Origin of the sequence: Pedobacter jejuensis (genome assembly GCF_003725795.1) — a bacterium.
Taxonomy (GTDB): domain Bacteria; phylum Bacteroidota; class Bacteroidia; order Sphingobacteriales; family Sphingobacteriaceae; genus Pedobacter; species Pedobacter jejuensis.
In genome coordinates this window covers 383,837-408,585 of record NZ_RBEE01000023.1, presented here as the reverse complement: position 1 = coordinate 408,585, position 24,749 = coordinate 383,837, and the positions used below count along the sequence as shown (strand labels likewise).

Annotated in this window: 25 protein-coding genes, 1 tRNA gene and 1 other RNA gene; 7 read left to right on the top strand and 20 right to left on the bottom strand. The window is 35.1% G+C overall.

Annotated elements, in window-relative coordinates:
* Positions 1-172: 172 nt before the first annotated feature.
* From D7004_RS12570 to D7004_RS12525, 10 genes are all read right to left on the bottom strand, one after another.
* On the bottom strand, positions 173-1,582 hold the full coding sequence (locus D7004_RS12570; RefSeq protein ID WP_123206194.1) for a sigma-54-dependent transcriptional regulator: 1,410 nt from the start codon (positions 1,580-1,582) through the stop codon (positions 173-175).
* A 273-nt stretch (positions 1,583-1,855) separates the two neighbouring features.
* Positions 1,856-2,237, bottom strand: an RNA gene (rnpB, locus tag D7004_RS12565) — RNase P RNA component class A.
* Between the two features lie 47 nt (positions 2,238-2,284).
* Entirely contained in the window at positions 2,285-2,707 is a 423-nt protein-coding gene (locus tag D7004_RS12560) for a c-type cytochrome (protein WP_123206193.1), read from the bottom strand.
* Between the two features lie 116 nt (positions 2,708-2,823).
* On the bottom strand, positions 2,824-3,474 hold the full coding sequence (locus D7004_RS12555) for an SCO family protein (RefSeq protein WP_123206192.1): 651 nt from the start codon (positions 3,472-3,474) through the stop codon (positions 2,824-2,826).
* 140 nt (positions 3,475-3,614) lie between these two features.
* Positions 3,615-4,064 (bottom strand): hypothetical protein, encoded by a 450-nt coding sequence (locus D7004_RS12550; RefSeq protein ID WP_123206191.1) that lies wholly within the window; start codon positions 4,062-4,064, stop codon positions 3,615-3,617.
* A 3-nt stretch (positions 4,065-4,067) separates the two neighbouring features.
* Positions 4,068-5,018 (bottom strand): transporter family protein, encoded by a 951-nt coding sequence (locus D7004_RS12545; RefSeq protein WP_148042794.1) that lies wholly within the window; start codon positions 5,016-5,018, stop codon positions 4,068-4,070.
* Complete coding sequence (locus D7004_RS12540) at positions 5,008-6,045, bottom strand: cytochrome-c peroxidase (protein WP_244214327.1); 1,038 nt, start codon at positions 6,043-6,045, stop codon at positions 5,008-5,010. The genes D7004_RS12545 and D7004_RS12540 overlap by 11 nt, the downstream gene beginning before the upstream one ends.
* Positions 6,046-6,816 carry an MbnP family protein gene (locus tag D7004_RS12535; protein WP_123206188.1) on the bottom strand — a complete coding sequence of 257 codons (771 nt, stop codon included), beginning with the start codon at positions 6,814-6,816 and terminating at the stop codon, positions 6,046-6,048.
* A gap of 138 nt (positions 6,817-6,954) precedes the next feature.
* Positions 6,955-7,269 carry a hypothetical protein gene (locus D7004_RS12530; protein ID WP_123206187.1) on the bottom strand — a complete coding sequence of 105 codons (315 nt, stop codon included), beginning with the start codon at positions 7,267-7,269 and terminating at the stop codon, positions 6,955-6,957.
* Positions 7,270-7,555: 286 nt separating this feature from the next.
* Positions 7,556-9,292, bottom strand: coding sequence for a phospho-sugar mutase (locus D7004_RS12525; RefSeq protein WP_123206186.1), 1,737 nt, complete (start codon positions 9,290-9,292; stop codon positions 7,556-7,558).
* A gap of 333 nt (positions 9,293-9,625) precedes the next feature.
* Here D7004_RS12525 and D7004_RS12520 point away from each other — a divergent pair, with 333 nt between their 5' ends.
* Positions 9,626-10,939, top strand: coding sequence for an aspartate kinase (locus D7004_RS12520; RefSeq protein WP_123206185.1), 1,314 nt, complete (start codon positions 9,626-9,628; stop codon positions 10,937-10,939).
* On the opposite strand, the gene D7004_RS20685 is transcribed toward D7004_RS12520, so the two are convergent.
* Positions 10,928-11,092 (bottom strand): hypothetical protein, encoded by a 165-nt coding sequence (locus D7004_RS20685; protein WP_167459486.1) that lies wholly within the window; start codon positions 11,090-11,092, stop codon positions 10,928-10,930. The two genes, D7004_RS12520 and D7004_RS20685, sit on opposite strands and share 12 nt — an antisense overlap.
* Positions 11,093-11,257: 165 nt before the next feature.
* Between D7004_RS20685 and lysA the strand changes: the two genes are divergently transcribed.
* Positions 11,258-12,424 (top strand): diaminopimelate decarboxylase, encoded by a 1,167-nt coding sequence (gene lysA, locus D7004_RS12515; RefSeq protein WP_123206184.1) that lies wholly within the window; start codon positions 11,258-11,260, stop codon positions 12,422-12,424.
* A gap of 83 nt (positions 12,425-12,507) precedes the next feature.
* Here the strand turns inward: lysA and D7004_RS12510 are convergent, their stop codons facing one another.
* From D7004_RS12510 to D7004_RS12500, 3 genes are read right to left on the bottom strand one after another with little or no spacing between them, the layout of a single operon-like run.
* A complete protein-coding gene (locus tag D7004_RS12510) occupies positions 12,508-12,720 on the bottom strand; it encodes a hypothetical protein (RefSeq protein ID WP_123206183.1) in 213 nt (70 codons plus the stop codon).
* Between the two features lie 48 nt (positions 12,721-12,768).
* A complete protein-coding gene (locus tag D7004_RS12505) occupies positions 12,769-13,149 on the bottom strand; it encodes an SRPBCC domain-containing protein (RefSeq protein WP_123206182.1) in 381 nt (126 codons plus the stop codon).
* Positions 13,150-13,193: 44 nt separating this feature from the next.
* On the bottom strand, positions 13,194-14,384 hold the full coding sequence (locus D7004_RS12500; protein ID WP_123206181.1) for an acyl-CoA dehydrogenase family protein: 1,191 nt from the start codon (positions 14,382-14,384) through the stop codon (positions 13,194-13,196).
* A gap of 113 nt (positions 14,385-14,497) precedes the next feature.
* Here D7004_RS12500 and folB point away from each other — a divergent pair, with 113 nt between their 5' ends.
* Both folB and D7004_RS12490 read left to right on the top strand, forming a co-directional pair.
* Positions 14,498-14,866: a dihydroneopterin aldolase gene (gene folB, locus D7004_RS12495; RefSeq protein WP_123206180.1), complete on the top strand. Its 369-nt coding sequence runs from the start codon at positions 14,498-14,500 to the stop codon at positions 14,864-14,866.
* Between the two features lie 2 nt (positions 14,867-14,868).
* Positions 14,869-16,272: an FAD-binding oxidoreductase gene (locus D7004_RS12490; RefSeq protein WP_123206179.1), complete on the top strand. Its 1,404-nt coding sequence runs from the start codon at positions 14,869-14,871 to the stop codon at positions 16,270-16,272.
* 227 nt (positions 16,273-16,499) lie between these two features.
* Here the strand turns inward: D7004_RS12490 and D7004_RS12485 are convergent, their stop codons facing one another.
* Complete coding sequence (locus tag D7004_RS12485; RefSeq protein WP_123206178.1) at positions 16,500-16,985, bottom strand: acyl-CoA thioesterase; 486 nt, start codon at positions 16,983-16,985, stop codon at positions 16,500-16,502.
* Positions 16,986-17,053: 68 nt separating this feature from the next.
* On the opposite strand from D7004_RS12485, the gene D7004_RS12480 reads away from it, so the two are divergent.
* Positions 17,054-17,488, top strand: coding sequence for an Hsp20/alpha crystallin family protein (locus D7004_RS12480; RefSeq protein WP_123206177.1), 435 nt, complete (start codon positions 17,054-17,056; stop codon positions 17,486-17,488).
* 171 nt (positions 17,489-17,659) lie between these two features.
* A complete protein-coding gene (locus tag D7004_RS12475) occupies positions 17,660-18,976 on the top strand; it encodes a nicotinamide mononucleotide adenylyltransferase (RefSeq protein WP_123206176.1) in 1,317 nt (438 codons plus the stop codon).
* Positions 18,977-18,979: 3 nt separating this feature from the next.
* Here the strand turns inward: D7004_RS12475 and D7004_RS12470 are convergent, their stop codons facing one another.
* From D7004_RS12470 to D7004_RS20680, 4 genes are all read right to left on the bottom strand, one after another.
* The gene (locus tag D7004_RS12470; protein WP_123206175.1) at positions 18,980-19,261 is read right to left on the bottom strand and encodes a Txe/YoeB family addiction module toxin; all 282 of its coding nucleotides are present in this window, start codon (positions 19,259-19,261) and stop codon (positions 18,980-18,982) included.
* Positions 19,243-19,452 carry a DUF2683 family protein gene (locus D7004_RS12465; protein ID WP_123206174.1) on the bottom strand — a complete coding sequence of 70 codons (210 nt, stop codon included), beginning with the start codon at positions 19,450-19,452 and terminating at the stop codon, positions 19,243-19,245. Before D7004_RS12465 ends, D7004_RS12470 begins: the two co-directional genes overlap by 19 nt.
* Positions 19,453-19,575: 123 nt before the next feature.
* Positions 19,576-20,598, bottom strand: coding sequence for a S66 peptidase family protein (locus tag D7004_RS12460; RefSeq protein WP_123206173.1), 1,023 nt, complete (start codon positions 20,596-20,598; stop codon positions 19,576-19,578).
* Between the two features lie 403 nt (positions 20,599-21,001).
* A tRNA-Met gene (locus tag D7004_RS20680) sits at positions 21,002-21,073 on the bottom strand.
* Positions 21,074-21,590: 517 nt separating this feature from the next.
* Between D7004_RS20680 and D7004_RS12450 the strand changes: the two genes are divergently transcribed.
* On the top strand, positions 21,591-22,889 hold the full coding sequence (locus D7004_RS12450) for a DEAD/DEAH box helicase (RefSeq protein ID WP_123206171.1): 1,299 nt from the start codon (positions 21,591-21,593) through the stop codon (positions 22,887-22,889).
* A 448-nt stretch (positions 22,890-23,337) separates the two neighbouring features.
* Here D7004_RS12450 and D7004_RS12445 read toward each other — a convergent pair whose 3' ends face one another.
* Positions 23,338-24,621: an OmpA family protein gene (locus D7004_RS12445; protein WP_123206170.1), complete on the bottom strand. Its 1,284-nt coding sequence runs from the start codon at positions 24,619-24,621 to the stop codon at positions 23,338-23,340.
* Positions 24,622-24,749: the final 128 nt, after the last annotated feature.

The following is a 24,749-nucleotide window of genomic DNA, read 5'->3' as shown; positions in this document are numbered from 1 at the left end:
ACGCTAACCTTTAACTGGCTTTTCTACCCAAGTAAGCATTGCAACAGTCTTTAAAATGGATAGTATTGTCAAAAAAAAAGGAGTTGGGGAAATTTAAATCCTCAACTCTTTTTTCGTAATTTTTCTTTTTCAACTTGCTGGTAAAATATTTATGAATGCTGTCAGGAAGGCACTAAGCAGTGTCCCTTTTCAAGCCAAATTTTTCAATTTTACTATATAAATGACTTCTCTGAATGTCAATCTCATCTGCTGTTTTAGAAACGTTCCAATTATTTTTCTCTAGTTTAAACTTAATGAATTCCTTTTCAGCATGGTCTTTATAATCCTGAAAATTATTAAAACTATCGAAAGATGATGATAAAGCAGAGCCACCGCTTGCACTTGCAATTTGTGCACTCGTCGCTGCTCCAATATTTGTACCACCACCAGGATTAGCAAAAGCTCTCACATCATTTTCAGTAATAACCTTATCACTTAAAATAATTAAACGCTCAATCATATTATGCAACTCACGTACGTTTCCTGTCCAAGGTAAGGCTTGCAGCGCTGCCATTCCACCTTCATTAATTTTCTTAACAGGCATTCCATAATCATCGCAAATGCGCTCTAAAAAGTTTTGCGCTATCACCGGAATATCATCGGTACGTTCTGTCAAATGCGGAACGTGGATTTTAATAACGTTCAATCGGTGGTACAAATCCATACGGAAATTACCATCCTCAATTTCTTTTAACAAATCTTTATTGGTTGCCGCCAAAACGCGAACGTTAACCTCAATTTCTTTCTCGCCACCAACACGAGATATTTTATGCTCTTGCAAAGCTCGTAAAACTTTTGCCTGTGCTGAAAGACTCATGTCACCAATCTCATCCAGAAACAATGTCCCGCCATTTGCCAATTCAAACTTTCCAATACGTTGTTTTACTGCTGAAGTAAATGAACCTTTTTCATGTCCAAACAATTCACTTTCAATTAATTCTGATGGAATTGCTGCACAATTTACTTCAATTAGCGGACTATCAGCCCGATTTGATTTTTCGTGTAACCAACGGGCAACCAATTCCTTACCGCTACCATTTGCACCTGTAATTAAAACACGAGCCTCAGTAGGAGCAACACGCTCAATGGTTTCCTTTATTTTAGAAATGCTTTCCGATTCACCTAAAATTTCGCGGGTTTTACTAACCTTACTCTTTAAAACTTTGGTTTCGGTAACTAAATTTCCACGGTCTAAACCATTACGAACAGTAATTAATAAACGGTTTAAATCTGGTGGTTTAGAAATAAAATCGAAAGCCCCTTTTTTACTGGCCTCAATCGCAGTTTCAACTGTTCCATGGCCCGAAATCATGATGAAAGGTAAATCTGGTTTAATAAGTTGTGCCTGTTCTAGCACTTCCATACCATCCATTTTATTCATCTTAATATCGCAAAGTACGAGGTCGAAATTTGTTTTCTTAATCATTTCGAGCCCATCGATACCATTATCAATATCTTCAACGTCATAATTTTCGTATTCTAAAATTTCGCGTAAGGTGCTTCTTATCGCCCGCTCATCATCAATAATTAATAATTTGGCCATTTGTGACTGGTTTTATTTAATTGAATTGCGAATATATTATTTTTAAATTAATGTATAGTTTTTTATACAATCATTTTTGGAGTTAAATTTAAAAAATCTAGGTATTTTTCGAGAAAAAACGGGTAGTTTTCATTGGATGATGCAGTCCTGCTCAATACAGCCCCGATATAAACCTGTTCGAAAATCAAGCATACCTCAAAAAAATATAGACATATGGTTAAATCGGGGCTGTCATTCCCATCAGGTTTATAAACAAAAATTGTTTAGGAAATAAAAAAATGCAGGTCTGTAAGCCGGGTTCTGTTTTCTGATTGCTCAGAATTTCTATCATTAATCCACTATAAACGTTGCCGTTTATCTCTAACGACCTACCCACTAACATCGGACGGGCAGCCCTACATGCGTTAGCCTATTTGGTCTTTCAACTCTCGGGGTTTACAAACCACTGCAGTCACCTGCAATGCTCGGGCGCTCTTACCGCACGTTTTCACCCTTTCCCAACACTAAAGTCGGGTGGTATATTTTCTGTTGCACTAATCCGTAATTCAGGTTTTCATTCCTGAATTCCTTTCCGTTAGAAAGCGAGATGCCCTGCGTTGCCCGGACTTTCCTCTCTCTCGATTTTACTCGAAACAGCGATAGAACAACCTGCATTTTGGGCAAAGATGGATTATTTTAGGCACAATTACACAAAGGAATTAATTATTTACAATTTTGTAACTGCGTAGAAACCTGCTTATAATCAACAAAACCCTGTTTATTTCCAAAAGAATTGGTTATATAAACCATAACCTGAGCTACATCAATGTCAGCCAATTCAGGGAATGCAGGCATCTTTTCTTTGTATTCTTTGCCATTGATTACAAATGTTTCGTTTGCACCATTTTTAATAATGCAAGCCAATCTATTTTTATTGGTTTTTAAAAATACAGTATCAGTTAAAGGTGGCGCCAGCTGACCTAATCCTTCGCCATTTTCGCCGTGGCAGTTTTGGCATTTTGCAACATAAACACTTTTACCATTCGACATATAGTTTTGTAAATCAATGGTTTCCTGATTTTGGCATGAATAGATTACAGCGATAACCGAAACCAGGAAAAAAGAATTGATGATATATTTGCGCATGTGTTTTGTTAAATTATGTCGTCATTTCGAGCGGAATAAAATGCAACTGAGAAATCTTTTTAATTGGTTTCAAAGAGGTTTCCATTTAGGCTGAAATGACGACTAAAATTATAATTCTATTTTTTATATTCTGCTAACAAAACCGGAATATCTTTTTTCAACTGCTCCACCTGGTCGGTTTTGGTTCCATCATATGCACCACGGATTCTTCGGTCTTTATCAATTAAAACCAAATAGCCTTGGTGAATGTAACCATCTTTAGCGGTACTATCTTCGCCAACAGCAACCAAGTAATTTTTTTCTGCTAAGGTGTATACGCTGTCTTTACTTCCATAAAGGAATTGCCATTTAGCACCATCAACACCTAATTTTTGGGCATATTTCTTCAAAACCGATGGTTTATCATATTTAAAATCAATAGTATGTGAAACAAACATCACATCAGGGTTGGTTTTAAAATCGTTATAAACTGTCATTAAATTTCGATGCATAGTAGGGCAGATGGTTGTGCAAGAAGTGAAGAAAAAATCAGCTATATAAATTTTGCCATCCGTTACTTTATTGGTTGTAACAACGCTATCCTGATTTAAAAAAGACCAACTCGGAATGGTTTGATAAACCGTATCAACCTTTTCTGTACCATTAGCGTCTGTAGTGGTTTCAGCATGCCGTTCGCCATAAAATGGCAGTTTTTTCTCTTGTTTACAAGATGATAATATGGTAACGGATAGCAAACAAACTGCTATCGAAAAAATTATTTTATTCATGGTATTTTATTAATAATGTAAATATACAATCTCTGTTTTGGAGAAAGGAATTATTTGGGCTTTTGATTTAAGAATATCCTGAAGATTAGTACAGACCAAGTTTTTGAATCTGTTCTAATCTTCAAAATTTGTAGCCAAAATTAATGCTTATGAATACCCATGCCTTCACCTGGCAAAACATTATAAACCTTCAAAACCGAATCAGACGCTTTAGTAACATTAATATATTCATCTTCTACAGCCCTGATTTTTATCATTTCCGATTTGTAATAATCCAATTCATCTTGTTTGGTTTTGCCTTTAAAATCATCTTTGAAGAAATGCATCCAATCCATCATATTTTCATCTGCTTTGTTAAGTCGATTGATTAATGCTGCGACTTTTACTGAATCAGTTGCTGAATGAATTTTATTAGATTTCAGAACCGAGTCTAATTTCATCCTATTTTTAATCACTTTCTCACCATCCATCATCAATTTATCATGTATGTTTAGCACTTCTTTCCGAACAGCTTGTGCATCGGGTTCGGTCTTGCAGGCATTAAATAAACATGTTATTATGCCGATTGCCATTATTATTCTTTGTTTCATATTTTAAAAATTATAAGTAATACCAACATAAACTTTACCAGCACTCATTGGATGATCAGTTTCTGCCTCCCAAATGTTTTTTTGAATGCCCATATTCAGTGCAATGTTTTTATAAAAAATATCGGCACCAACACCGCCCATTAAATTATTCATCACATGTTCACCAGTTTTCACACCATTGTATTTTTCTCCGCCAGAATATTCATAAAAAAACTGAGCAGATGGCATCACCTGAACATATTTGCCAACTAACTGTGTATAAAAAATGTTTAAAAAACTGGTTGTGCTGTTGGCAATTCCCTCGTCGCGGTTATTGGTTCCGTTTACTTTGTATGATGTATTTAAACTTGCACCAAACTTGCCCAAACCAACCAAATAATTTAGGTAAACAAAGCCATCAGTGCTACCTGTTCCTGCCTGTTGTAAAGATGAATAGCGAATACCATCCGTGTTTTTAAAATCATTTTTACCAGTTGGAAGTTTAATTCCAGCGCCCGCAATAAGCTGCTGCTTAAAATTATCTTCAAGTTTTTGCACCAAATGATAACCTGCGTATAAATTTACATCGCCGATGCCACCAACGGTTGAGGTGTAGCCATTGTAGCGTTCGCTGTTTGAAACATAAGGTAAAATGGCATTGATTTCCAATTTACTATTGATAAAATATTTACCTCTGATTTCTAAAGAGCGGTATAATTCGTAATCTTCAGGATTCCCATTGTGACCAGTTATTGGCGAATCCTGACTTCTGGCTGGAATGAAAAAATTACCCCCGTTTGGAAATAAGGAATGTGATTGCCCATTGTAACCATTAAATGAACGATAACGGTATAAGAGACTGATGCTGTTGCGATTATAGTATGGCGTAATCCCCATAAAACAACCGCAAATATCGCAGGCAAAAACATTGCTACTTACTAAAAGCAAAGCTAAAACCAATAATTTACGATTCACTATATAATGTATTTTTGATAAATTCATTGTCTGTTAAAGTTTTTAAAAATGCCTTGATTTGTGATTTTTCTAAGCTGTTTAATTGGATACCACTTTTTAATTCAGCATCTAAGTTCTCAGCTGCTTTTACGCCAGAATTGTAGTGTTCCAAAACTTCATCTAAACTGTAAAAACGCCCATCATGCATGTATGGACTAGTATATTCAATGTTTCTTAAGCTTGGTACGCGAAATTTTCCGAAATCAGTTTGAACGCCTGTAATGTGCGAACGTCCTTCATCTATAGTAACCAAATCCAAACCATTATTACGATAAGAGAAATCGGTAAAGAAAGGCTCTGCGTGGCAAGAAGTACATTTTTGCTTAAATAATGTGTAACCGGCTAGTTCGTCTGAAGTGAATGAAATCCCACCTTCTTTACGCATTACTTTATCATATTTAGAATTGCCAGAAACCAGCACTCCCAAAAACTGGGTAATAGATTTTAAAATGAATTGTGAGTTAATTTCTGTAGAGCCGTAGGCTTTTTTAAACATTTCGGGATAAGGTGTAGTGTTTTTCAGAGTGGTGATAATGGTTTCGATATTCGTTCCCATTTCGCAAGCATCTGTAATTGCGTTTAGTGGTGATGTTTCGATATTCTTCACGCCACCATCCCAAAAGAAAGCCTTCTGCCACACCAAATTGAAAAGGGGCGGAGCATTTCTTTTACCCTGGCAATTGTTTACGCCGTGACTAACCTTATGGTCGAGGTTTGCAAAGGCAGCGAATTGTTGGTGACAACTGCCGCATGATACACTTTTATCAGCCGACAAACGAGCACCATAAAAAAGCTTTTTGCCCAAGGCGAACCCTGCGTTGCTAAGTTTATTTTGTTCAAAATTATATACCGGAGCAGGGAAATTTGACGGAACAGAAAAAGTTATTGCTTTTTCTTCTGGCATAATTTCATCTTCATTTTTACTACAGGCATACATCAACGCGATGCTTATAAAAAGCACTGCGAAGACGGTTAATTTCCTTATCATTTAATTGTGAATATGGTCTAAACGGAATAAACCTTTCGCGTAATTATTGGCCACGATTACTGAATTCGCTCCACCCATCGTGAAATTTAACGTTGCAAAACTCACATCGGTTGTACCTGTAAATAAAGATGCTGCATTTACCATAAAGTGCATATCCGGTTTAGAATCCATTCTGATTCTCAATGGATTAGCTGCATTAATTTCAGTAGAATAGGTTCTGATGGTGTTATTTGGGTCGACAACGCCGCCAATATGGAAAGTTAAAAGGTTATTGGCTGCTGTAGATTGTGGCGAAGTTCCCTCGAGTTTAACAAAAATATAACCACTATTCCACGTCCAAAACATGCCGTTTATGGGGTCTAGAGCACCTGTTTGGGCACCAGCAAAATTCCTGGCGTAATCTACACCAATGGTATACTCAATTTTTGTATAATCCCCTGTTGGTACATCATTTACTGTAATTAATTTCGATGCTGGTTTTGATTCATCAATTAAAAAGTAACTCTCTGGCAACAAATAAGTTGTACCATCGGCCTTGCTTAATTTAATATTACTAACGTAATATTTAAATACGTTGATTTTAAAATCTTCGCCTTTAGCATTTTTGTAAGTTGTTGTATTTAAAGCTAATGGCGAACCATTTACTTGGTGCTCGAATTCTAAAGTGAAACTTGATTTTGTATCTGTTGCAACATCGTCATCGCTTTTGTTACACGATGATAAAAGGATAATAGGGCATAGCAATGCCAATAAGTATTGTGATATTTTCATTTTTTGAAAATTGGATAAGTGAAATAAGAAGAATAGGGTCGCCATGCTGAATTTATTTCAGCATCTTCAATGTAAAGCCAAATAGCCATTGATACCTTGAAATGAGCTCAAGGTGACGAACCGTAAAATAAAATTTGCTTAAACCGTTTTCGGTGGATGAAAAATAGAAATCGAAAGGTTTTTGATTGGTTTTTCTAAATAACCACTTTCTGATTTAATAATAAAGTAAGGTACGTTATAGTTGATTGCAATAACCTTAAATTGAGGTTCTACCTCAATAATTCTTTTTAAATTATCTTGAGTTTGTTTGTTTCTACCATCCAAATCTTTTAGCTTCTTAGCTAAGAAACATTGCCCATCGCAATGCAATTCTGGATGTGCCTTATTTATACAAAATACAGAGGTAATGTATTCCTTATTCATTTGATAACCCGAAAACACAATTAATTGCATGTAGCAATTTGAAATTGTACAGATTACGAGAAAAAATATAAGGGCTCTTTTTAACATTGTATTTCGCTGCAAATGTACAAACGAAATTGAGGTTGGCAAGTAATATGTATAAATATAATAGTCTGTGATTGAAATAAATGACAATGCAATTTGTCGATTGGAATTAATATCTACTATAGAAATGCTCTCCTTAATATTGGGGAATTGCCGTCATTTTCAATTTACTATAAAAAAAGCACAGATAAAATTCTTCATCTGTGCTATCTAAAATATGCAATTTAAAAATCTAAGCCTGCAAATCGGCCATTACCTTTTTAATTTTATCACCAAGTTCTCCGTTTACTTTAGCAAAATCTGCTCTATCAGCTAATGGTGCGTTAACACTGCAATAGAATTTAATTTTTGGCTCCGTACCACTCGGACGGGCAGAAACTATACTTCCATCTTCAGTGATAAATTGCAGCACATCCGATGCCGGATAATCCAATTTAGTTACTTTTCCACTTGCTAAATTAGTTTCCTGACTCAATTCGTAATCCTTCAATATCGAGACTTTAGAACCACCTAAAGATACTGGCGGATTGTTTCTAAACTTCTCCATCATGGCTTTAATTTCTTCAGCACCTGTTTTTCCTTTTTTTGTTAACGAAACTAAATCCTCCTTGTACAAACCATATTCCACATACATATCCAACATAGCATTGTACAAACTCGCACCTTTATCTTTGTAATAAGCCGTCATTTCAGAAATGAAAGCAGCAGAAACCACAGCATCCTTATCGCGAACTAAATCACCAATTAAGTAACCGTAACTCTCTTCACCACCTGCAATAAAAGTTTTTTTGCCCTGTAAATTGGTAATCACTTGCCCAATCCATTTAAAACCTGTCAAAGTATTGAAGTATTCCACGTTTTTAGCATCGCAAATTGCTTTAATTAAGCTTGTAGTTACAATGGTAGAAACCACATATTCTTTACCAGTCAGTTTACCTTTTTCTTCCCAAGCCGAAACAATGTAATTGATTAATAAACTTCCGGTTTGGTTACCGTTGAGTAAAACCCACTCGCCATCATTATCTTTAACTGCAATACCAACACGGTCTGCATCAGGGTCAGTTGCCAGAACCAAATCAGCATCAATTTCTTTTGCTTTATTAATGGCTAAAGTCAACGCATCTTTTTCCTCCGGGTTTGGATACACAACTGTAGGAAAATTACCATCAGGCGTACTTTGTTCTTCAACTAAAGTAACGTTTGTAAAACCGAATTGCTCAAGAGCTTTTGGTACCAACGTAATTCCGGTCCCGTGGATAGGAGAGTATACAATTTTCAAATCGTGTTGCCTTTTGATGGCATCAGGCGATATTGAAAGTGCAGTAATTCCATCTAAATACAGTTTATCAACAGCCTCACCAATCAACTCCACATTTGCATCAACTCTGTCAAATTTCACTTCGTCAATGCTTTGAATTTTATTCACTTCATCAATTACCAATTTATCATCTGGCGAAGTAAACTGACCACCATCTGCACCGTAGGCTTTATAGCCATTATATTCTTTCGGATTGTGAGATGCGGTTAACATTACGCCACTTTTACAACCGAAATGGCGCACCGCGAATGATAATTCTGGCGTTGGTCTTAAAGCCTCGAAGAAATAAACATGTATTCCATTCGCTGAAAAAACGTCAGCTGTAATTTTCGCAAAATAATCAGAATTGTTTCTGCTATCATGCGCTATGGCTACGCTAATTTTTTCTCCCGGGTATTTGTTATTCAGGTAATTTGCTAAACCTTGAGTTGCCGTTCCGATGGTGTATTTATTGATTCGGTTTGAACCTGCACCCATAATCCCACGTAAACCACCTGTTCCAAATTCTAAACTTTTATAAAATGAATCGGTAAGTTCGGTGGTTGCATCCTGGTCGACAAGGGCTTGAATTTCTGCCTTGGTTTTTTCGTCGTAATTGCCGCTTAACCATTGGTTAATGGTAGCTTGTGTTGATTGGTCAATTGCTTGCATTGAGCTTTATTTTAATTTAATATCTGGTGTTGAACAAAAATTACTAGGTGGAAGTTTGCTTGTTATCAAAATAAATTAAACTTTCCCAAATTTTATTTTGTTGAGGTTGTTGCTTTTAAGCTTGTTTTGCTTATTTTCACGCCCCGATACAATAATAAAGAAAATCCGGTATTAATGATGATACCATCCTAACTTTTTCAATATCGCATTAAATAATGAAAAGTTGAGGTCGTCTTTAAATCGGGTAGGGCAAAAATTAGCAATTGCAAGCATCATATTTATTCGAACCAATAGTATGATTTTGCACAAGCATTAAATTTCAATAAACACTAAATGAAAATATTAAAATTTGGGGGTACTTCAGTAGGTAGTCCCGAGCGAATGACGAAGTTATTGGATATCATTAATCCAAATGAAGAACAGATTGTAGTTTTATCAGCCGTATCTGGTACTACAAATAGTTTGGTAGAAATTTCTAATTATTTTTTGGCTGGCGATAAGAAAAAGGGCAGCGAATGTGTTGAAAATTTATACCAAAAATATAAGGATTTTGTTATCGAACTTTTACCTGCTGCTGATTTTCAGGAGATGGGAAACGAAGTAATTGATTATCATTTCAGCTTTTTAGCGGTTTTAACCAATGATATTTTTACTTCAATTGAAGAAAAAGTGGTTTTGGCGCAAGGCGAATTATTATCAACAACCTTATATCACATTTATTTAAAATCTATCGGAGTAGAATCTGTTTTACTGCCGGCTTTAGATTTTATGAAAACCGATGAGGATAACGAGCCTGATATTCCATTTACAACCAAGCATTTAACGCCATTGCTAGAAGCAAACAAAGGCAATAAATTATTCATCACACAAGGATTTATTTGTAGAAATAGCTTTGGTGAAGTTGATAATTTGCGCCGCGGAGGTAGTGATTATACTGCGTCTTTATTGGGTGCTGCAATTATGGCCGAAGAAGTTCAAATATGGACAGATATTGATGGCATGCACAACAACGACCCTCGTATTGTGAAAGGAACAAAACCAATTGCACAATTATCTTTCGATGAGGCGGCAGAATTGGCTTATTTTGGTGCGAAAATTTTGCATCCGCAATCGGTTTTTCCGGCACAGAAATATAAAATTCCGGTTCGGTTATTAAACACCATGGAGCCGAGCGCTGCCGGAACTTTAATTACCCATGATAGCGAAAAAGGCAAAATAAAATCCATTGCTGCGAAAGATGGCATTACGGCAATCCGCATTCAATCGAGCAGAATGTTGCTGGCTTATGGTTTTTTACGCCGTGTTTTCGAAGTTTTTGAGCGTTATAAAACACCAATCGATATGATTACTACTTCGGAAGTTGCGGTATCGTTAACGATTGATGAAACCGGAAATCTTCCAAAAATTATCGAAGAATTGGAAAGTTTTGGTACCGTAGAAGTGGATACCAACCATAGCATTGTTTGTGTAGTTGGCGATTTTGGCTCAGAAAAACATGGTTTTGCAAGTCGTGTTTTAGAAGGCTTAAAACACATTCCTATTCGCATGATTTCTTACGGAGGAAGCAACTACAACGTTTCTTTATTGATTTTAAGCGAGTACAAAACAGAAGCTTTGAGGAGTTTGCACAATAGATTATTCGAATAGAAGATAAAAAGCACCTGTAATTACAAGCAAGCCAATAAGCAGATGAAAAGCTAAAAAGTTTGATGGTAATAATTCGTTTTTATATTTTTTGTAGGAATTAAATAAGCCTAAAGAGATAATGAGAACGATGAATATGGCAGCAATAATCTTCATTTTTTGATAAATATAAGGAACAATAAAATCAGTAATAACACGATAGAAAATCGGATTTTGCCGTTATATTGTTTCTGGGTAATTCTTCCATGCTTTAAATCGAGGTAATTGCCCCAATAAATTAGCCCAAAAAATAAAATTAAAAATATTATAAGGAATTTGAACATGTTCGCCGATAAAGATATATCAAAGTTTAACAATATAGAAACACCATTTTACTATTACGATACCGAATTGTTGCAGAAAACTTTGCACACTTGTGCTGATGCTGCTGCTCCTTTCAAATTTCACATTCATTATGCATTAAAAGCAAACTTTAATTCGGTTTTACTCGAGCAAATTAAAGGCATTGGCTTTGGTGCCGATTGCGTAAGTGCAGGAGAGGTTAGAAGAGCTGTTGAAGTGGGTTTCGACCATAAAAAAATCGTATTTGCTGGCGTTGGTAAATCTGATAAAGAAATAAATGATGCTTTGGATTTGGATATTTTCTGCTTTAATGTAGAATCCATTCAGGAACTGGAAGTTTTGAATGAACTTGCTGCTGCAAAAGGTAAAACTGCCCAGGTAGCCATTCGCATTAACCCAAACGTTGATGCGCATACACATCATAACATCACTACAGGTTTGGATGAAAATAAATTTGGTATCAATTCCTGGGATTTGCCGGAATGTGCCGAAACTTTAAAAGCATCGCAAAACCTTAAATTTATTGGGATACATTTTCATATCGGTTCGCAGATTACCAACCTCGATGTATATAAAAATCTTTGCGTTCGTGTAAACGAATTTGCGAAATGGTTTGAAGATAAAGGCTTTACTTTAGAAGTTTTAAACGTTGGTGGTGGTTTAGGTATCGATTATTATAACCCTGATAATCAAATACCTGACTTTAACGCTTACTTTAATATTTTTAATGAATTTTTAGAGGTTAAACCCAATCAAGAGGTTCATTTTGAGTTGGGAAGAGCGTTAGTTGGTCAATCTGCATCCTTAATTACAAGAGCGTTGTACATTAAAAATGGTAAGAAGAAAAACTTTGTGGTTTTAGATGCAGGCATGACAGAATTAATGCGTCCGGCTTTATATCAAGCTTACCATAAAATCGAAAACTTGAGTCAATCTAAAATCGTACATCTAAAATCTCAAATTAAATATGATATCGTAGGTCCAATTTGTGAAAGCACAGATTGTTTCGGTAAAGAAGTTGAGCAGCCAGAATCTTTCAGAGGTGATATTTTTGCTATCCGTAGCGCAGGCGCTTATGGAGAAGTTATGGCCTCGAAATACAATTTACGAGACGAGATAAGGTCGGTTTATAGCAACGATATATAATAATTACTATAAGTCGTCATTGCTAGGCACGAAGCAATCTTGTGAGAAAATAGATTGCTTCGTGCCTCGCAATGACGTTTTAATTATTTTCTTTTCGATGCTACAAATACAAAAACGCCAGCTACCAAAATTATCCCACCAGCATAAGGCGGCCAATTAACTGATTTTTCTCTGTCGGCAGAGATTTGTATCGGTCCAGCATCTACAATTTTTTCTTTTCGTGTGTATGTAAAGCCGGTCCAAACCAGCATTGCGATTCCAACAAGAATTAATATTAGTCCTATCGTCTTATTCATGATTTTATTTATTGGTTAAAATCTAAACAGCAATAAGAAGTTAATGTTTTATTCGTCAAAAAAATCAACCAATCCACCGATAAAATACTCTTCAATTCCTTCAGTAAAATCTTTATAATCTTCCTCTGGTATGTTGGTTTGCTTAAATTCTAAAGAAGTTCCAGACTTATCTGCATGCAGTTTAATGGTAACGATAGATGGTTCGCCCTCTTCACCAAAATACCACTGTTGAACAATTTTTTTATTGGTTTCAAACTCTATGTTTTTCCCTACGATGTCGCCATCCCAAAAAGAAAATTCGGTATCGGGTTTCTCTTCAAATTCAACTTCTGCACCCGTCCAGAGTTTAATGCTGATGTCTTTTGTAAGCGCTAAATAAACCTCTTCAGGAGTTGCTGGTATGTATGTGTATTTTTTGTAATCTCTCATCAACTGTTTATCTTGAAATTCCTATTATCCTAAAAATCCTATTTTTACTTAAATGCATTCAGTCCCGTCACATCCATTCCTGTAATTAGTAAGTGTATATCGTGCGTTCCTTCGTACGTTACCACAGATTCTAAATTCATCATGTGTCTCATAATTGAATATTCTCCAGTTATCCCCATTCCACCAAGCATTTGGCGGGCATTTCTGGCAATATCTAATGCAATTTCAACACTGTTTCTTTTTGCCATCGAAATTTGTTCTGCTGTAGCACGGTTCTCACTTTTCAGCACACCTAAACGCCATGCCAGTAACTGACCTTTGGTGATTTCGGTAACCATTTCTGCCAATTTCTTCTGTTGCAATTGAAAACCACCAATTGGTTTTCCGAACTGAATTCTTTCCTTTGAATAACGCAGTGCCGTATCATAACAATCCATTGCAGCACCAAGTGCACCCCAAGCAATGCCATATCGTGCCTGGTTTAAACAACCCAACGGACCTTTTAAACCACTAATGTTAGGAAGAATATTTTCTTTAGGGATTTCAACATTATCAAAAACCAATTCTCCGGTTGCCGATGCTCTTAAACTCCATTTATTGTGCGTTTCTGGTGTAGAAAAACCTTTCATTCCACGTTCAACAACCATTCCGCGTATTTTACTTGCTTCATCTTTAGCCCAAACAACTGCAATATCTGCAAAAGGAGCATTGCTAATCCACATTTTAGCACCATTCAAAATGTAATGCGAACCGGCATCTTTTATATTGGTAACCATTCCGCCTGGGTTTGAGCCATGGTCTGGTTCAGTTAAACCAAAGCAGCCCATCATTTCGCCGCTGGCTAATTTTGGTAGATATTTTTTACGTTGTTCTTCACTTCCATAAGCGTAAATAGGATACATAACCAAAGAACCTTGAACTGATGCAGTAGAACGAATGCCAGAATCGCCACGTTCAATTTCCTGCATTAAAATTCCATAAGCCGTGTAATCCAAACCTGCTCCACCATATTCGGCCGGAATCGTGGGACCGAAAGCACCAATATCCGCCAATCCTTTTATTAAATGTTTAGGAAATTCTGCTTTCTGAGCGAAATCTTCAATAATCGGACTCACTTCTTTTTTTACCCATTCGCGTGCTGTAGAACGTATAAGTTTATGTTCATCCGTTAACAATTCATCCAAAAAATAGTAGTCTGGTGCCTCGTACAGGTCTTTTTTTACTGATTTGCTCATGTAATTTCGTATTATCTAGTTAAGAAATCCGTTCAATTTCAAAGGTAACAATTTACGGCAAGGGGCATGATATTCATGAATAAAAATATAATTTTACACCACACAAATTATACATGGGTCAATTTAAACAAACAGTAGCTTTAAAAGATGTAAAATGCTTTGCTTTGCATGGTTATTATCCAGAAGAGCAACTTATTGGAAATCATTTTATTATCGATTTAATAACTGAATTTTCACCTCATGGTTTTGATGATGAACTTGCTCAAACGGTAAATTATGAAGATTTGAATAAAATTATTCGAGAAGAAATGAAAAATACCCAAAAGCTTTTGGAAACCGTTTTGAATAATATGATTACCAAAGTTATTGAGCTATATCCTTTTGTACAAACAATTAATGTCAGTATAAAAAAATTAAATCCACCAATGCCAGGACAAATCGGCCATTCTTTTGTTCAATTATCCTACACATCAGCGAAATAGAAATGAATTTTACCAAAATAAATGCAGCAATTTTAGCAGAAATTAAATCGGCCATTGGCGATGACAAAGTATTTACCGACTCGGAAAGTTTGGATAATTACAGTCATGATGAAACTGAAGATTTGCGTTACCAGCCGGAAGTTGTGGTGAAACCAACTTCGACAGAGGATATATCTGCTTTGCTAAAAATATGTAATGCACACCGTGTTCCGGTAACGCCTCGTGGTGGCGGAACGGGATTAAGCGGGGCAGCTTTACCAATTTACGGTGGGGTTTCTTTATCGATGGAAAAATTCAAATCGATACTTGATATTGATACAGAAAACCTGCAAGCAACTGTTGAACCTGGTGTAATTACCGAAGAATTTATCAATGCTGTTGGCGAAAAAGGATTATTTTATCCTGTTGACCCAAGTAGTAAAGGCTCATGTTTTATTGGTGGGAATGTGGCACATGGTTCTGGCGGTCCAAGAGTTGTGAAATACGGAACCATTCGCGAATACATTTTAAATCTGGAAGTTGTTTTACCAAACGGTGATATTATATGGACTGGTGCAAATACCTTAAAATATGCATCGGGTTATAACTTAACGCAATTGATGATTGGTTCAGAAGGGACGTTGGCTGTGGTAACTAAAATTGTAACCAAGCTTTTGCCAAAACCGAGTCAGTCGGTTTTAATGATGGGTTCTTTTAGCACAAATGAGGATGCTTGTGCCGCTGTTTCAGCAATTTTTAGGGCAGGCGTAACGCCATCAGCTTTAGAATTTATGGAGCGAAAAGGAGTGGAGTGGGTAATTAAATTTGATGATATAAAATTTGATTTGAAAGACGATGTTGCTGCCTTATTGATGATTGAATTTGATGGCGATGATTTAGATGATATTTTTAAGAATTGTGAGAAAACAAATATCGTTTTAGAAGAACACAATTGTACAGAAGTTTTATTTGCGGATACGGCATCGCAAAAGGAAGAACTTTGGAGAATGCGTAGAACAATGGCCGAATCTGTGAAGGCAAATTCAGTTTACAAAGAGGAAGACACTGTGGTTCCTCGGGCTGCTTTGCCGAAATTAATTAATGGCATTAAAGAAATCGGGGCAAAATATGGCTTCGATAGTGTTTGTTATGGTCATGCAGGTGATGGAAACCTTCACGTAAACATCATTAAAGCAGGCATGAGTGATGAAGATTGGAAAAATAAACTCAAATTTGGTATCGCTGAAATTTTCGAATTAACAACAGCTTTAGGTGGAACGTTATCTGGTGAACACGGAATCGGTTTGGTTCAGAAAGAATTTATGCCAATTAAATATTCTGAAATACATTTGAACTTAATGCGTGGAATTAAAAAAGTTTTCGACCCGAATGGAATTCTAAATCCTGGAAAAATTATGCCAGATTAGTTTAGTTAATATAGGCTGTCTCATAAATCAATTTATCTTTAAATCTTCTTACGTTAGGCTAAAAGCCTGTACTGAGCTTGTCGAAGCATCAAATACCCCAAATGGTAGTTTTTGCAGGTTCTTCGACAGGCCCAACATGACGCTTCGTATTTATGATACAGCCTGCTTAATATTTTTATTATATAATTAAGATGCTGAAACAAGTTCAGCATGACGAATCAAATTTGTTAGCTTAATTGCTCGAAACCTAACATTTTTTGTTTCTCTGCCTCTGGAATAGTTGTAGGTCTACTTGTACTATAATCTACTGCTATACAAACCGTTTTTCCCTTACTACAAATTACTTCTTCTGTTCCTTTAATTTTCACAATTTGATAATCTAAATCAAAACTGGTGTTCCCAATTCTTGAAGTTTTAACGTGAATTGCAATTTTATCATTCATCACTATAGGCTGAATGTAGTCCAATTCTGCATGAGCAATCACGATTCCGGTTTTCTTCCAATCCCATTTTATAATTTCCTCCCAATATTTGGTTCTGGCAATTTCTAAATAAGTAAAATAAACCGAATTGTTTACGTGACCCATTAAATCGAAATCAATAAAACGTAGATGAATGTTGGTTTTGTAGTTGAATTTGTCGGAAAAGTTTCTTATTTCTGACAATTTGTCTTTTGATTTAGTAATACTTTGCCATAATGTCTTAAAAATCATAAATATTTGGTTTGGTATATAAGTTGAATAAAGGATAATATCAATTAAAAAAATAAAAAATCAGAGATATGACACTTGTAAATTTTAACAACAGAACCCGTAACACAGCTCCTTATTACAACAACGTTTTCGATTCATTGTTTAGTGATGCTGTAACTAAAAACAAAATGGTAGATAAATCGCCAAATGTTAATATTTACGAAAATGAAACAGCTTATGTTATAGAATTAGCGGCTCCGGGTTTAAAGAAAGAAGATTTTCAAATCAACTTAAAAAAAGATACACTTTCTGTTTGGGTAGAAGTTAAAAAAGATGAAACCCAAGCAGCAAAAGATTTTACCCGCAAAGAATTTGACTATAGCTCATTTGCTAGGTCTTTTAACTTGCCAGATACAGCCGATGCCGATAAAATTACAGCCGAATACAAAGAAGGTATTTTACATATTAGCATCAATAAAAAAGATGATTCGAAATTACAACATAAAGAAATTGTAGTTTCTTAATAAAAAATTTCTCGAGAGAAAGTTTTCATAATAGTTTAAGTTTAGGTTTTATAAGGTCAACGTTGGATAACGTTGACCTTATTTGTTTTTTCAGGTATAGTTTATTTTTTACCCAACTAAACAATAAGTCAATGATACCAATGAACTAATGATTTTTGCTATTTTTGCGCCATGGAAAGAGAAATTTTAGATACTAAACGTAAAGCATTAAAAGTGAATCTCGACCCAAGGATTTATGGCACATTTGCCGAAATTGGAGCGGGACAAGAGGTTTCTAGAAACTTTTTTAATGCTGGTGCAGCATCTGGAACTGTAGCTAAAACCATGTCGGCCTACGATATGACTTTTAGTGATGCCATTTACGGAGCAGAAACCAATGGTAGATATGTTAGCCAGAACAGGCTTTTACAAATGCTCGACCATGAATTCGGTTTATTAAACGAACGTTTATCTGGTGAAAAATACGAGAAGCGAACATTTTTTGCATTTGCTGATACAGTTACTACATTAAATTATAAACGTACCAATGAGCCTCATGGCTGGGTCGGAATTCGTTTTCAAAACGAGCCTGGTGGTTTCCCAAATGAAATATTTTTCCATGTTCGTTTGCTCGATACTGATGTTAATATGCAGCAACGTGTGTTGGGCATTATCGGTGTGAATTTGCTATATGCGGCTTTTTATCATTATCAAGACCCAAAATTAATGGTTGAATCTTTAGCAGATAATTTAACCATTGGTTCCGTAGAAATTGATTTAATTTCGGTTAAAGGTCCGGCTTTTCCCGAAGTTGATAATATCTTGCTTAATCTGTATATGATTATGAAAGATTTTTCGGCAGCGGCAATTTTTGATTCAGACGCACATCCCCGCCAGGCTAAAGATTTGTTGTATAAAAAAGACATTATGATTTTGAGAACCAAATATGGTCAGAAATCATTACCAAACTTTAACTTATTTAACAAAGCAACAGACCAGTTTAAGCGCACCAATAAGGTAGAAGATGGTAATTTGGCCGTGATGATTGAAGTCTTACTAACCAATGTGCTAACCGGCGAACAGGAAACCCCTGATGATATTGATTTGGAAACGGTAGCAAAGAGGGCACAAGAAATGTGTGATACCGGAAACATTGTAATTGTATCTAACTTTACCCGCCATAACCGATTAGCCAAATATTTAGCCCGCTGCAAACCTAAAAGTGTGGGTTTAGCAACAAACATAAACAACTTGAAGTTTGTGTTCAATTCATCAAACTTTAAAGGTGAAAATTATGCCGGGCAGTTATTGAGTTATGTAAACGACATGTTTAATACCAATGTCCGTTTATTTGCATATCCGTTTTTAGATAAGAAAACCAATGAGGTGATTAATACTTCCAATATGCCGGTAACTCCTGAGGCGAAACCGTTGTTCGATTTTCTGTTAATTAATGGCTATATAACTGATATTGAAGATTATGCTGAAAGCGAAGTAAAAACTGTTTAACTTTTATTTATCATCGTAATGACCTAAAGCTGAGATAACTGTAACGGTTACAATATCGTCTTCGATTTGATAAATCATTCTATCTTTCCTGTTTATTTTCCTAGACCAAAGACCTGTTAAATCGTATTTTAATTTTTCTGGCTGACCAATTCCTGTTTCTGGATGTTCTGATAACTCTACAAATATCTGGTCGATGCGTTTTATAGATGCCTTATCACCAGATTTAAATTGAGCTTCTAAGTGTTTTTTAGCTTTCTTTTCAATATCTATAAAATACTTTCCCATATATTATTTGGGTCTTCTATTCGTGTAACATTTCCCTTTTTCACCTCGGCTAAACTTTGTTTCACTTTAGCTACAAACTCAGGATTGTAAGGACTTTTATCTTCCTTATCAAAAGATACATTTAAAGCTTTCAAAACAGCCTCTATGGCAGCCTCTTGCTTTTTATTTTTTGGATGTGCAATTATTGTCATAACCTTTTCTTATTAATCAAAAATACAAAATTATTAATCAACTTTTAATTGTGGTACTCATTCTATTTGCAATAGCTTTGATGGCGCTTAAGGTTATCCTTCGCATCATAAATTTGGACAAACCTATACTTCCGTTAAGGTAGTGCCACTTGCACCAACTTCCAAATTATGACTTACACCGCACTTCAAAGCAAAATTATTTCGTTGATGGCCAACTGGAAAATCAAATGCAATAGGGTAGTTGTATGTTGAAACTTTTTCCAATACAATATCATAGATTGATTTTCCAAATTCTTCACCCACATCATCGAGTTTAACTTTAAAACCACCTACAATTAAGCCTTTTAAATTTTTTAGTTTTCCACTTCGTTTTAAATTCCACAACATCCTGTCGATACTGTAGAGGTATTCGCCTGTATCTTCGATAAACAAAATTTTATTTTTGGTATCCAAATCAGAATCACTTCCGGCCAAAGTTTCAATAATGCTTAAATTACCACCAACTAATACTCCATTTGCCTTACCTATGCGATTGTAAATATTGCTCGGCGCAGAATAAATCATTTGTTCACCAACTAAAGCATTTTTTATCGATAAAATGGTTTCAATTTGTATGGGTTCCGCTTTGCTCCAATCATCTGGAAAACTATTACACATTTTAGAATGTATGGAGGCAATTCTATAATTCTTTGCCAGGTGGCAATGCAAAACGGTAATATCGCTAAAACCAATTATCCATTTCGGATTACGTTTGAAAGCGGTAAAGTCCAGTTGCTCAATAATTCTTACGAAGCCATATCCACCACGAGCACACATTATTGCTTTAATATTAGGATCATCGAGCATCTCCTGAAAATCATTCAATCGCTCTGTATCTGTACCGCCATAGGTAAAGTCTCTTTTGCCAATGGTCGAACCAATCTTAATATTGAAACCCCAATTCTGCATCTGTAAAATCGATGGCTGTACCTGTTCTAATGTAATGTATCCAGCCGGACTGGTAATTCCTATTGTATCTCCTGGGTTTAAATAAGATGGGATTTTAAATGAAAATTGCTCATCTTCGACAGAATGTGCTAAACTTTTAAACGTGGGTAAGACTGTTGCTGCTGCAATAAATGAAGAAAGGAAATGTTTTCTGTTCATCTAAATTTAGAATTTGATGTTGACCAGAACGAATATAGGATTTAAAAACTTGGTGTAAAAGAAAAGGGATTTATATCCATAAATCCCTTTTTTAAACCAAACAAATTAATCTGTAAAAGATTAGTATAATGTGAATTATATAAGTAACCAAGAAGCAAATAAAATGTTTTAAGATTTTTAAGAAAAATATTTTAGAGCTGAAATATTATATCATTTTGATGTTCTTTGCTCCGACATGCCAACATCAATTAATCAATTCTTAGCTAGATATTTGCAAAGGATAGAAAAAGAAAAGGCTATCCATCGCGGATAGCCTTCACTAACAACAAAACAAATATAAGATAACCAAATCTTACCTGATTGAGCAGAATCAGGTTAAGTGCATTTTAAAAAAAACACTTAGCGGCAAAGTAGTGGATTCGAACCACTATGCAAAGGTTTATGAAACCTGAACCTTCCAATCGGTCAACTGGCCAAAATATCAAACAAGCTTTAAGGCTAAAAAATCTTTTAAATTCTTCAATATGTTGCTGATTAATTCTATCTTCAACATCATTGTTTCGCATTTCAGTGTTTTCTGTTTGAATTAAATAAATTAAGTTCTCATACTCATTTATGTTAGGATATTGAAAATAGATTGACATGATTTTAGCACTTATTGGTTGACATATTATTGGTTAATGATAAATGTTGAGCAAATATATAAATAAGTATATAAAATCTATAGATTTAGTAGTTAAATATTTATTTAATATATAATTTTCTGTATTACAGATGATTACTTTTTTTTAGGAGTGTAGTTTTTTCTATGAAAAAATAAACATTGCTAAATAAATCTAATAGAAATGAGCCTGATTTTTATTCGGGCATATTGGGTAGGAGCACTGAAGTATCTAAGAATTGGCGGCACTCGTGTCCAAACCTCAAAATTCAATTTCTTAAAAGCTAATTATTTTGAGGATATTTGCATTTTAAACATTAAAATTTAAGCAGTGTCTTTAGATAAATTAAAACTAAGCAAACCACTTGTTGCGGCAATGACTGAAGCAGGATTTTTAACTCCAAAAGAAATCCAACTCAAAACAATGTCGCGTATTTTAGGTGGTCAGGATGTGATAGCAGTAGGACCAGAGGGTTCAGGAAAAACAACTACTTATGTTTTAGCTACCTTAATGAAGTTGAAATATGCTTTTGAAGAGGCACCTAGGGCTTTGATTTTAGTGCCTGATGCAGAGCATGTTGACCATGTTCTAGAACAATTTAAATTACTAAACCGAAATAATACTTTTAGAATTTTAGGCATTGATAGTCGCGGTGCGGTTGATACGCAGATGAATGAGATTACCGACGGTTGCGATATTATTGTCGCTGTGCCAGATAGAGCCCGTGCACTATACTTAAAATTGGCCCTTAACACCAATAAAATTCAATTGTTTATTGTAGATAACGCCGAACTAATCGTAAAAAAAGGTTTACAACTTCCTGTTGTTGAGTTGGCCAATAGTGCATACAAAGCACAACACGTAGTATTTACAGAGTTGATTCATGAGAAACTGAACTTGATGATTTCGCCTTTTATGAAAGATTCTACCACAACAATTGAGGTTGATGAAATCGGCGAAAAACAAGCAGAAGTTTATCAGCAGATGCTATACCAGGTGCCAAATTTTAGAACTAAGCTTAACCTGCTTACATTATTGATGAATGATATGGAGTTTTTTGATAAGGTTGTGGTTTTCGTAAATACACGTTTAACGGCTCAAACGGTTTATAAAAACTTTAATCATACCAACGAAGAAGAATTTACCATTTACCGCTCTTTGTTTTTTGATGATAAAGGATATGATGATATTGAAGATTTCAAAGCCAACCCTAAATCTAGAGTTTTAATTGTAGCCAATGAGAATCTAGAAGATTTAGATATTCAAGGCATTCCTTTTATTATTCATTTAGAATTACCCGAGCAAAAAGAAACTTTAATTCAACGAATAGTTAAACAAGGTGATGAAGAGGTTGTTGCCATAACTTTTTCTACTGATATTGAGCTGATTGAAGTGAAGAAAATTGAGCAAGCGATTGGGCAAAGAATGGATGTGATGGAATTGCCTGAAGATTTGAAAATTGTTGATGCCGCATCTAAACCAAAGAAAAAGAAAACCGAAGAGGATGAAGATGCATCGGAACGTGGCGCCGCTTTTCATGAAAAGAAGGCCAGTAATTTAAAGAACTATAATTACAGCGCCGGTACTAAAGCTAAAATGACGTATAAAAATAAGAAGGGCTTATCTTAATTTATTGTTACCTGATTTGAAAATCAAGAGTTATTTGTTTGTCAGGAAACAAAATACATTGAAGAGCTGAACATTTGAATTTTACCACGGCATTCTCAAGAGAGATTTATAAAGTAAGCAGAGTTTGGCTATTAATAACCTTGGTTCGATTCATAAATTTAATATTTTGCTCTTCATTGCCGTATTGTTTGTATGACACGTCTTTCTGAATTTATTTCAGCATCTTTCCTGCGAAAAAGACCCTGAAATGAATTCAGGGTGACGTAAATTAAAAAAAACAGCTTATCAATAATGTTGAGGAAAATAATAATCGAACTCAGTTAATAATATGCTTAACTAACATTTCTAATGTTGGGTCAGTAGATTAATTCAACAGCAAAATACTATGACAAAAAAAAGGTTCTCAGAATTAAATCTGAGAACTTTTTTCTAATTAGTTATTTACCTACTAGTATAATGTAAATTCTACACGACGGTTTTCTTGACGACCAGCTGCAGTTTTGTTAGTAGCAATTGGTTGGTCAGGTCCGTAACCTGTAGCTTCAATTCTTGATGCATTTGCACCTTGAGAAACTAAATAAGCTTTTACAGCTTCGGCTCTATCTTTAGATAAACTTAAATTCAATTCTCTACCACCAGTATTATCTGTGTGACCAGCTAATTTTAAGCTAAAGTTTTTCTCTACTAATAAGTTAGCAACTCTATTTAAAGTAGCGTAAGATTTAGCACGTAATGTAGATTTACCTAAATCGAATTCTAAATTAGAAATCGCATCTTTTACTACTTTACGGTCAGCTTCTGTAATTACAGTAGTTTCTTTAATTACTTTAGTAGTTGGAGCAGCTAATGGACAACCAGAACCATCTACAACTGTACCTGATGGAGTACCTGGGCATTTGTCAAATTTATTTGCAACACCGTCGTTATCATCATCAGCTAAGTCTTTAGCATATTGTTCTCTGTCTCTAGCAGCATTTTGCTCAGCAGTAGATAATGCTCTTCTTAATTCAGCACTTTCTTCAGCACTTTGTTTGCGTAAATCTGCAACAGCGCTGTAGTTTTGCAATTGAGAGTTTTCTTTGTTACCCAAAGCAAATTCTAAACCTACGTGAGAATAAGAATATCTGCTTTCTAAATAAGCACTTTTAACAGTTGGAGAAGATTTGATGAAGTTGATATCATAGCCTAAATCGATATTGATTCCTTTAGATACACCAAATTTAAATCCAACTCCAGTTGGGATGTACCAACCTTCTCTGTCTTGGAAAGCCTGAACGTTTCCTACTTGAGAATCAGAAGACATGTAACCAGCACCTGCTTTAATGTATGGAATTAAAACTGCATTTTCAGTATTTAAGCTGAAGTTAGCAATGTTTAAAACTGCTGTTAATGATCCAGCCCAGTTGATGCTGTTAGTTTGTAAAATTGTACTGTTACTGTTTAAAGTTTTGATTTCACCACGTAAGAAATCAGCTTGTAAACCTAAAGCAGGTAAAATTTGCTTTTTAACGAAAGCACCATAACCAATACTTTTAAATTCATCAGCTTTTACGCTTCCACCACCTAAAATAGTGTTTTGGCTGAAGATACCACCTTGAGCACCAATGCTCCAAGTTCTTAATGGTTGTTTACCGAACCTACCAGAAGTGGTAGGAGTTTCTTGTGCAAACAATTGTGTAGATAAGCCTAATAAGGCAACCAACATAGTTGATTTTGTAAATTTCGAATTCATTTTATTATTAATTTGTAATTATATCCATAACAGCTTTTTTTCAAATCTGTTTTGCCTCCCATTAGAAAATATCTTGCCAAAAATATATCTCAGCTTGCAATTGTCATATAATCAATAGATTAGATATT

Bases quoted from the DNA above. Each gene is read 5' to 3' on its own strand.
- D7004_RS12570 (WP_123206194.1), bottom strand. From the start codon at position 1,582: ATGGCCAAATTATTAATTATTGATGATGAGCGGGCGATAAGAAGCACC.
- D7004_RS12560 (WP_123206193.1), bottom strand. From the start codon at position 2,707: ATGCGCAAATATATCATCAATTCTTTTTTCCTGGTTTCGGTTATCGCT.
- D7004_RS12555 (WP_123206192.1), bottom strand. From the start codon at position 3,474: ATGAATAAAATAATTTTTTCGATAGCAGTTTGTTTGCTATCCGTTACC.
- D7004_RS12550 (WP_123206191.1), bottom strand. From the start codon at position 4,064: ATGAAACAAAGAATAATAATGGCAATCGGCATAATAACATGTTTATTT.
- D7004_RS12540 (WP_244214327.1), bottom strand. From the start codon at position 6,045: ATGATAAGGAAATTAACCGTCTTCGCAGTGCTTTTTATAAGCATCGCG.
- D7004_RS12535 (WP_123206188.1), bottom strand. From the start codon at position 6,816: ATGAAAATATCACAATACTTATTGGCATTGCTATGCCCTATTATCCTT.
- D7004_RS12530 (WP_123206187.1), bottom strand. From the start codon at position 7,269: ATGCAATTAATTGTGTTTTCGGGTTATCAAATGAATAAGGAATACATT.
- D7004_RS12525 (WP_123206186.1), bottom strand. From the start codon at position 9,292: ATGCAAGCAATTGACCAATCAACACAAGCTACCATTAACCAATGGTTA.
- D7004_RS12520 (WP_123206185.1), top strand. From the start codon at position 9,626: ATGAAAATATTAAAATTTGGGGGTACTTCAGTAGGTAGTCCCGAGCGA.
- D7004_RS20685 (WP_167459486.1), bottom strand. From the start codon at position 11,092: ATGAAGATTATTGCTGCCATATTCATCGTTCTCATTATCTCTTTAGGC.
- lysA (WP_123206184.1), top strand. From the start codon at position 11,258: ATGTTCGCCGATAAAGATATATCAAAGTTTAACAATATAGAAACACCA.
- D7004_RS12510 (WP_123206183.1), bottom strand. From the start codon at position 12,720: ATGAATAAGACGATAGGACTAATATTAATTCTTGTTGGAATCGCAATG.
- D7004_RS12505 (WP_123206182.1), bottom strand. From the start codon at position 13,149: ATGAGAGATTACAAAAAATACACATACATACCAGCAACTCCTGAAGAG.
- D7004_RS12500 (WP_123206181.1), bottom strand. From the start codon at position 14,384: ATGAGCAAATCAGTAAAAAAAGACCTGTACGAGGCACCAGACTACTAT.
- folB (WP_123206180.1), top strand. From the start codon at position 14,498: ATGGGTCAATTTAAACAAACAGTAGCTTTAAAAGATGTAAAATGCTTT.
- D7004_RS12490 (WP_123206179.1), top strand. From the start codon at position 14,869: ATGAATTTTACCAAAATAAATGCAGCAATTTTAGCAGAAATTAAATCG.
- D7004_RS12485 (WP_123206178.1), bottom strand. From the start codon at position 16,985: ATGATTTTTAAGACATTATGGCAAAGTATTACTAAATCAAAAGACAAA.
- D7004_RS12480 (WP_123206177.1), top strand. From the start codon at position 17,054: ATGACACTTGTAAATTTTAACAACAGAACCCGTAACACAGCTCCTTAT.
- D7004_RS12475 (WP_123206176.1), top strand. From the start codon at position 17,660: ATGGAAAGAGAAATTTTAGATACTAAACGTAAAGCATTAAAAGTGAAT.
- D7004_RS12470 (WP_123206175.1), bottom strand. From the start codon at position 19,261: ATGGGAAAGTATTTTATAGATATTGAAAAGAAAGCTAAAAAACACTTA.
- D7004_RS12465 (WP_123206174.1), bottom strand. From the start codon at position 19,452: ATGACAATAATTGCACATCCAAAAAATAAAAAGCAAGAGGCTGCCATA.
- D7004_RS12460 (WP_123206173.1), bottom strand. From the start codon at position 20,598: ATGAACAGAAAACATTTCCTTTCTTCATTTATTGCAGCAGCAACAGTC.
- D7004_RS12445 (WP_123206170.1), bottom strand. From the start codon at position 24,621: ATGAATTCGAAATTTACAAAATCAACTATGTTGGTTGCCTTATTAGGC.